Origin of the sequence: Paramuribaculum intestinale, from assembly GCF_003024925.1 — a bacterium.
Classification (GTDB): domain Bacteria; phylum Bacteroidota; class Bacteroidia; order Bacteroidales; family Muribaculaceae; genus Paramuribaculum; species Paramuribaculum intestinale.
The window spans coordinates 1-6,909 of record NZ_PUED01000135.1; the positions used below are offsets into that span (position 1 = coordinate 1).

10 protein-coding genes are annotated in these 6,909 nt (G+C 47.1%); 6 read left to right on the top strand and 4 right to left on the bottom strand.

Annotation, left to right across the window (positions count from 1 at the left end; genetic code table 11):
• The 4 genes from C5O24_RS09655 to C5O24_RS09670 form a co-directional block, all read right to left on the bottom strand.
• Positions 1 to 501 (bottom strand): hypothetical protein (locus C5O24_RS09655; protein ID WP_133165520.1); only part of this gene is annotated, 501 nt, incomplete at its 3' end.
• A 247-nt stretch (positions 502 to 748) separates the two neighbouring features.
• Positions 749 to 1,549, bottom strand: coding sequence for a nitroreductase family protein (locus C5O24_RS09660; protein WP_107036537.1), 801 nt, complete (start codon positions 1,547 to 1,549; stop codon positions 749 to 751).
• A gap of 6 nt (positions 1,550 to 1,555) precedes the next feature.
• A complete protein-coding gene (locus C5O24_RS09665) occupies positions 1,556 to 2,623 on the bottom strand; it encodes a hypothetical protein (protein WP_107036536.1) in 1,068 nt (355 codons plus the stop codon).
• 178 nt (positions 2,624 to 2,801) lie between these two features.
• Entirely contained in the window at positions 2,802 to 3,185 is a 384-nt protein-coding gene (locus C5O24_RS09670) for a nuclear transport factor 2 family protein (RefSeq protein ID WP_107036535.1), read from the bottom strand.
• A gap of 198 nt (positions 3,186 to 3,383) precedes the next feature.
• Here C5O24_RS09670 and C5O24_RS09675 point away from each other — a divergent pair, with 198 nt between their 5' ends.
• From C5O24_RS09675 to C5O24_RS09705, 6 genes are all read left to right on the top strand, one after another.
• Entirely contained in the window at positions 3,384 to 3,737 is a 354-nt protein-coding gene (locus C5O24_RS09675) for a winged helix-turn-helix transcriptional regulator (RefSeq protein WP_237613046.1), read from the top strand.
• Between the two features lie 82 nt (positions 3,738 to 3,819).
• Positions 3,820 to 4,230 (top strand): rhodanese-like domain-containing protein, encoded by a 411-nt coding sequence (locus C5O24_RS09680; RefSeq protein ID WP_202613088.1) that lies wholly within the window; start codon positions 3,820 to 3,822, stop codon positions 4,228 to 4,230.
• A gap of 23 nt (positions 4,231 to 4,253) precedes the next feature.
• Complete coding sequence (locus tag C5O24_RS09685; protein WP_107036534.1) at positions 4,254 to 4,607, top strand: MmcQ/YjbR family DNA-binding protein; 354 nt, start codon at positions 4,254 to 4,256, stop codon at positions 4,605 to 4,607.
• Positions 4,604 to 5,086, top strand: a complete 483-nt coding sequence (locus C5O24_RS09690) for a pyridoxamine 5'-phosphate oxidase family protein (protein WP_237613045.1) — start codon at positions 4,604 to 4,606, stop codon at positions 5,084 to 5,086. The genes C5O24_RS09685 and C5O24_RS09690 overlap by 4 nt, the downstream gene beginning before the upstream one ends.
• 25 nt (positions 5,087 to 5,111) lie before the next feature.
• Positions 5,112 to 5,735, top strand: coding sequence for a DapH/DapD/GlmU-related protein (locus C5O24_RS09695; RefSeq protein ID WP_107036533.1), 624 nt, complete (start codon positions 5,112 to 5,114; stop codon positions 5,733 to 5,735).
• 535 nt (positions 5,736 to 6,270) lie between these two features.
• Positions 6,271 to 6,909: DUF4934 domain-containing protein (locus C5O24_RS09705; RefSeq protein ID WP_133165521.1), on the top strand; the 639-nt coding region annotated here is incomplete at its 3' end.

Consider the following 6,909-nt stretch of genomic DNA (forward strand, 5'->3'; position numbering starts at 1 on the left):
GAAAAATGTGGAAAGCCATTCTCTGGTTTTGCCGCTCTTGAATAGGGTGAAAGGTATGTGGACAAACAGACCGTCATGCTTCTGAAAGAAGTATGGACTGCTGAGAGTGGTGGTAAAGTATACAGTTTCTCCGGTCAACTTGATTGAGCTGAAACATGACCATAAGTTGACATGTTCTCCTGCTGCATGAATTGCAAACCATTGCTTGGACGGCTCTCCCTTTTTGGCATTATGGCCGCAATTCGGCTTATATTCGCCGGTTTTGTTGTCGATTGAGCCGTAGGTGTGCCAGCATATTATCTGTGGGTTGTCGGGATATTTTGTCGGCCAGAAGACGATGTGGTCGATAGAATCCCCTTTGATTTTCAATTTTTCTCCGTTGATTTTGACGGCCACTTCTTTATCCCAGCTTTTTGGCGTAGTGAATTCTACTCCTGAGTACTCGTGACCGTTACGCATTTTTATGTCGGCGGTGAACTTTGATTTGGCGTTTGCCGACATTGTGAATGAAAGTGTCAGCAGGATAAAGATGTAGCGGCAATATCTGTTCATGATATAGATAAATACGAGTTGTTCTTAAATAGGCTTCAACGCAAATTTACGTTATTTTGCGCAAAAGTCAAACAAATTGCAGTCAAAATATCAGTTTCAGGCGCAATTTGCAATTCGAAAGCGCCAGTGAAGTCATCAACAGATGGTTGCTTGGTCGCCTCGCTCAAATCAAGTAGTATTACCGTTTGTAGAGTGATCAGGCGGGGGCGGTGGTGTAGGATATGAGATATTTCCAGTCGCGGGGCGGGGCAGGGGTGGCGTCGGCTTTGAAGAATATCCCGTCATGGCCGCGGAACTTTTCCGTTTTATGGAAATGGCAGAAGCCGATGCCGCAGTCGATGAGCGAGATATCGCTCTTGTGACGATAGTAGAAGTGGACGGTGTGGTTGTCGCAGACGAGTGCCCGCCATGGCTGGGAGTTGGTGGATGATGGTGCGAGCCGAAGCATTTCGAGCGGTTCGGCAAAACGGTTGTCTTTGTGAAGCGGGGTGTGGAAGTCTGTGTGATAGAACAACCGGTCGAACGGGAGCCGGTTAGCGCTGCGAAGCGCCAGTCGTGTCAGTCGCTCTGTGGCTGTCGGTGGGGCCGCCGTTCCTACCGGACAGACTATGCGGAGCGTTTCGCCTTCGGGCCATGTCTGATCCCGGTCGAAGTCAGAGCCTTTGAATGTGGCGGCGATCCAGCACGTGCCCAAACCCATCTGCCATGCTTTGAGCACGATCTGTTCGAACCGGAATCCGGTGCTGAGCGCTGACTCTCCGTCGGCGCCTGATGCGAGCAGGAAGAAATGGCGGGCGCCTTTGATCATGCCGTAGGTGGTGGGGCGGTAGCCTTTGCGGAGATCGAATTCTTTCAGGCGTATGGTGAGCCGGCCTCCAAACGGTGAGGATGATTCGTTGATTGCATCCAGCAGTGTGGCGATCTGTAGGTCGGTCAGTCGATTGCCATCGTAGCTTCTTACCGACCGACGCTCTTTGATGGCTTCGAGTAGGTTCATTGCGGTTCAGTTCAGGCCGTTCAAGTCATATTTATATATACGTTCGTCGGCGCCGATGCCATAAAGCGTAGCAGTGTCTTCGTCGAATGATATGCTTTGGAGCTGTTCGGGCGCGGCAAGTATTTTTCTGACAGTGCCGTCAAACGTGATCACGTGGATGGTGGTGCCGACGGGTTGTTCCGTTTCAGGAGCGATGTCACCTTCGGCCATGCCATAATAGATGGCATACACGTCATTGTTGCCGCATGTAGTGCTGCCGTAAGCGTAGAATTTAGGCATTCTTTCGGCTGAATTATAGCAGTTGTCATATTTCTTCAGGTTGCCGACGGATACGGCGCTGCGTTCCATGTCGGGGAGAGTGATGATGTTGAGCTGATTGAAATATGACATTCCGATGGCTAAATGTTTCCCGTCGAGAGATACGTCAGGATTGCCGGTGTAGGCGTAGAAGTCGGATGATGGATATATGTACATCTGCTCCGTATGAAGTGTGTCGGTCAGCTCTGCCAGATTGCGGTATCGAAGCTTATAGGCATCATTGTCCATCATTTCAAATACAAGGATGTCGCCCGCAATAAGTGCGTTTATGGCGCCGAATGCTGTAGGTGCCACGGAGTCGACCTTTGTGTGACCCTCGCGACGGCTCAGACTGATGTTGAGGCGCTTCAGAGCCTGACCGGTCACGTCGTTGATCCATAGGCAAGTGTCGCCGGTCTCAGAGATGTGGGGGCGAAATATATGGGTGTTGAAAAAGTCATCGGGTCCCTGGCCTCTGTGGCAGAAAGCTCCGAGCGGTTTCCCTGTTGAGGTGTAGATCTTCACCATGGGTTCGTCGCGAGGCGTACTGACCGCTATCAGTCCATTGCCGGCAGTAATCGACATGGCGCCGATCACTTCGTCGATCACTACGGACGCGGTGATGCTGTCGGGGGTAAACGCATCGGCGGGATATACCGTGATGTTGTCGGTGAAATATATTTCGGCAGGTGGTTCGGTTTTTACAGACGTGGAGCATGAGGATAGAGCAGCGATCGCACTCAGGCATGAGATCAGGTAATGCGCACAGTGTTTCATAATCTTCTGATTGTAGGGTGGTGGGAGATTGGTTTACAAAGACAAAGGTATAAAAAATCATGAGAACTATGGCTGGGAAGCATATTTTTTTTCTGTATCCGGTGGAGTGCTTGGATGACTTCATCAAGTGCGATGGCAGCGCATCCTGAAGACGCACTGCCATCGATCGTAAGGATTTTTACTTGATGATGGTGTTTGAGTTTTGGTTGTAGGCCTTGGCCACGCACTTCCATTCGTCATCGAGTTTCAGAAGCAGGAGGAAGTCGGTGAAGTCGATTGATCCGCCCCAGCCCTCTTCGAGGACACGCACCACGGCAACGGTTTCTTCTACGGCGAGCACGTCGATGCGAGCTTTGAATACGTCACCTGCTCCTACGGTATCGACATTGCGATAGAACTGTTCGATAGAGCCGCGCTCAACTGTGCCATTGAGTATGCCGAACAGCACGGCGTCGTCGGTGAACAGAGTTTTTGCATACTCGCTGTTGCCTTCGGCTACACTCTTCACAAACTTTTCGGCGGCATGAGCCACCGCTTCGTATTCCTTGATTTTGTCTCGCATAATTTTAAGTTTATAAATTAGAAGATATTTGTTGCCAAGGCAAAAAGCCAAGGCGATAACTGAATGCAAAATTACGCCTGTAACTGGCTAAAATCAAGTACCGAAAAATTATTCAGATACCGAAAATTTATTCGGTATATGGAAATTAGGCGGTTATTGGCTAACTTTGCAACCGGACAGAAAAATAAAACAGAAACGATGGCATACGAAAAGAAAATACCGGTGGATCTTGACTGCCCGTTACGGCTTACAATGAGTCTGATTGAGTCGAAGTGGAAATCATGTATCCTCGATGAACTGAGGAACGGCGAGCCGCAGCGACCGAGCGAGATACACAAATGTCTGCCGGAAGCCGCTCCACGGGTACTCGACATTCAGCTCAAGGAGATGGTGGAGGACGGTCTCGTCATGAAGACAATCTATCCGGAACTGCCTCCGCGCTCCGAATATAAAATCACTGCGCTCGGGCTATCATTGATGCCAATCATTGATCTGATGCTAAAATGGGGTGAGGAACACTTCGATATTTTTGAGCGGAAATATGGTAAATGAAGTGGGTTGATGGCTGATCGTCTGGTGGTGCAGGGTAGTCAGCATAGTCGGAACAATCATAATATCCAGCAATATATTCTAAATGATTAAAACCAAACTTATCAATCTGATAATTATAGTGATGTGTGCCATACAGTCATACGGATGCAGCCATACAGACAATATTGTGTCTGTTGCGGCTTCGGAATTTGAAAAGGAACTCAAGGCCGACTCGGTGATATTGCTTGATGTCCGCACGCCTCAGGAATATGCCGAAGGACATATTGACGGAGCGATAAACATAGATGTAAAGTCGGATGATTTCCAGCTACAGGCCGAAAAAGAGCTGTCAAAAGATACTACTGTGCTGGTGTATTGCAGAAGCGGGCGGCGCTCAATGGAGGCGGCAGAATCGCTTGCAAAACTCGGATACAGGGTCGTCAATCTGACAGGCGGAATCATCGAGTGGATGGATGACGGACTGCCGGTGTCGGTTGAAGATGGTTCAAAATGAGATGAATGCAAGTGATGCGGGTTATGAATATTGAGGATATCAGAGATTACTGTCTTTCGATGGATGACGTGACGGAGAAAACTCCTTTTGGGAAGTTTGCGCGCCGATATGACTCCATATTGGTATTCTATGTGCTTGATCACATGTTCTGTTTCGCGGATATGGACGACTTCACTTCCGTCACAGTGAAATCCACTCCCGATGAAGTCGAGGAAATACGCATGAATCATGCGTCGGTGAGCGATCCTTTGAACCAGAGCCTGCGCCACTGGATACAGCTCAACCTGAACGGTGATGTTTCGGACAGCGTGATTTATTCGCTTGTGCGACGCGCCTATGATATAGTCAAGGAAAAATATCAAAAAAATAAGAAATGAAAGCGATGAGAAAAGCCAGCAGGCAGAAGGGTTCGGAATGGGCTCTGGAGGTGTTTGACAAAGCACCATACGTAACCGTCAGCATGACGCGTACGGATGGAACCCCTTATGGATTGCCGCTGTCGCTTGTCCGAAAAGATCAAAGGATTTTTTATTTCCACTGCGCCGGAGAGGGCGAGAAACTTGACTGCCTCAAAGTAAATCCGGTCGTGAGCTTGTCGGCAGTAAGCAAGTGCACTCCGAAATTTGAGGAAGAGAAGAATAATTATACGGAATATTACCATTCAGCCATAGCTGTCGGCAAAGCTGAGATTGTCGATAATGATTGTGAAAAGATTGAGGCACTGCGACTGATCTGTCAGCGTTTCCTTCCACAATATATGGATCGTTTTGATGAGGCTATAACCCGGAGTCTTGGCATTACCACGGTTGTCAGAATAACTCTCACCGAACCTCCGGTGGGCAAGTCTAAGCAATAATGGCAGCGCTAATCGTTATATCTGTATGGAAGAAATCAATTATCGCAAAAAAGCTCTTGAAGTAAAAATAGACGTGACAAAGCAGACGCCTGAAGAACTGGCTCTTGCCAATGAGCAGGCTCAACTCATATTCAGATTCAACCACACAATGCCCGGCACTCCCGAGTATGACGAACTGATGCACAGTGTCTTTCCCTCAATGGGCGAAGGGAGCACAGTCGGCACTCCTCTGACAGCCGTAAGACCGCACATGGTCAAGATCGGGCGAAATGTGGTTGTGATGCCCGGATGTCTGATGATGTCGGCCGGAGGGATAACAATTGACGACGGCGCGATGATAGCCGCTAACGTACAGCTCATATCCAACAATCATGACCTTTATGAGCGGCAGATAATCACATGCAAGCCCGTCCACATCGGTAAAAACGCATGGATCGGAGCCGGAGCGACGGTGCTTCCAGGCGTCACCATAGGCGATAATGCTGTGGTAGGAGCTGCAAGTGTCGTGACCAAGGACGTTGCCGCCGATACAATCGTGGCCGGCAATCCTGCAAAGTTCATAAAACGCATTCCGGCTCGCTCCGAATGTTCTGCGTTCAATGAAGAGGATGAGGCCATACAACTCGGATTGGACAGCTGCGGCGACTAACCTTTTGGCGGTAACGGTTCGGGATAAGGCAGATTAGAACTAGCAAATGCCTCTTTTATAATAATCATATTTTCAGGTATTTGTGTTTTTTTTAATTTTCTATAGAAAAAGATTGTGAATCTTAATTTCTATATATATCTTTGAGGGTGATTAATTCACAAATGGAAAGACATTGGATTACAGTAAGTGCTGTATATGACAGAGAGATGACTAACCATGAATGAACCACCTTAAAGGGTGGTGGTATGTAGTGCTCAGGCTCCTGTAAATATGTTTGACCAAATGAGGATAAGTTTTTAAGATGCAAGATATTATGTTTAGATCGATACTTTTATCGGTGGTTCTTTTGGCAATGTTCGGATGTAAATCCGGCGTCGAAAACGTAGATGTGATCAATGTCGATGATTCGCAAATATTGGTGTGTGACTATGGTGATGTCGACCAAACATTAGACGTGAAATTCAGCACCCTCATGGATTCGATTAGAATCGTTAGATTTTAGAACAATGAGGAAGCTTATTTTAAGTGTCAATGGATGCATTTCTCGGATAACTATATTGTCATAAGACAGCACGATAATAGACCGATCCTTCTTTTTAATAAAGATGGAAAATTTATCACCGAATTAGGATCTTATGGCTCGGGGCCGGTGGAATATGACACAAGTATAAAAGATTGCATTATAGATGAACGGAATGGTGTGATATATCTGTTGCCGTTTGTGGGACCGAAGATTTTGAAATATGATTTTTCCGGTCGATACGTTGGAAAAATTGAACTGCCATCTTGGATAAACAAGGGCAAGATGTACTTGCGGTCAGACTCCATTTTATCGGTATTCCATATAGCGCTTAAGGATCGTGATGAGGTTAAATTCAATGGTGCAAACATTAATCTCAATAATGATAGCATACAGTATGTGTATGTGGATCAGCTTGCCACGAAATTAGTGTCAAATGGTGCAAAACAAGGGCTTGAGAACGAGGTCTGGTCATACCGATCTGCTCCGGATTTCCCGATTTCGTTGACTTATTCCGACACTTTATATCATTTTAATCAGGAAAATAATCAAATAAAGGCCCGGTTTACTTTCAAGATAGACTTGGAGGCTGAGAAGAATGAGGTTTCTTACTTCATTTTGAATGAAATCCCCGACTATTACGTAGTATATATG

Coding starts and splice junctions, on each gene's coding strand:
- C5O24_RS09660 (WP_107036537.1), bottom strand. CDS start 1,549: ATGAACCTACTCGAAGCCATCAAAGAGCGTCGGTCGGTAAGAAGCTAC.
- C5O24_RS09665 (WP_107036536.1), bottom strand. CDS start 2,623: ATGAAACACTGTGCGCATTACCTGATCTCATGCCTGAGTGCGATCGCT.
- C5O24_RS09670 (WP_107036535.1), bottom strand. CDS start 3,185: ATGCGAGACAAAATCAAGGAATACGAAGCGGTGGCTCATGCCGCCGAA.
- C5O24_RS09675 (WP_237613046.1), top strand. CDS start 3,384: ATGGCATACGAAAAGAAAATACCGGTGGATCTTGACTGCCCGTTACGG.
- C5O24_RS09680 (WP_202613088.1), top strand. CDS start 3,820: ATGATTAAAACCAAACTTATCAATCTGATAATTATAGTGATGTGTGCC.
- C5O24_RS09685 (WP_107036534.1), top strand. CDS start 4,254: ATGAATATTGAGGATATCAGAGATTACTGTCTTTCGATGGATGACGTG.
- C5O24_RS09690 (WP_237613045.1), top strand. CDS start 4,604: ATGAAAGCGATGAGAAAAGCCAGCAGGCAGAAGGGTTCGGAATGGGCT.
- C5O24_RS09695 (WP_107036533.1), top strand. CDS start 5,112: ATGGAAGAAATCAATTATCGCAAAAAAGCTCTTGAAGTAAAAATAGAC.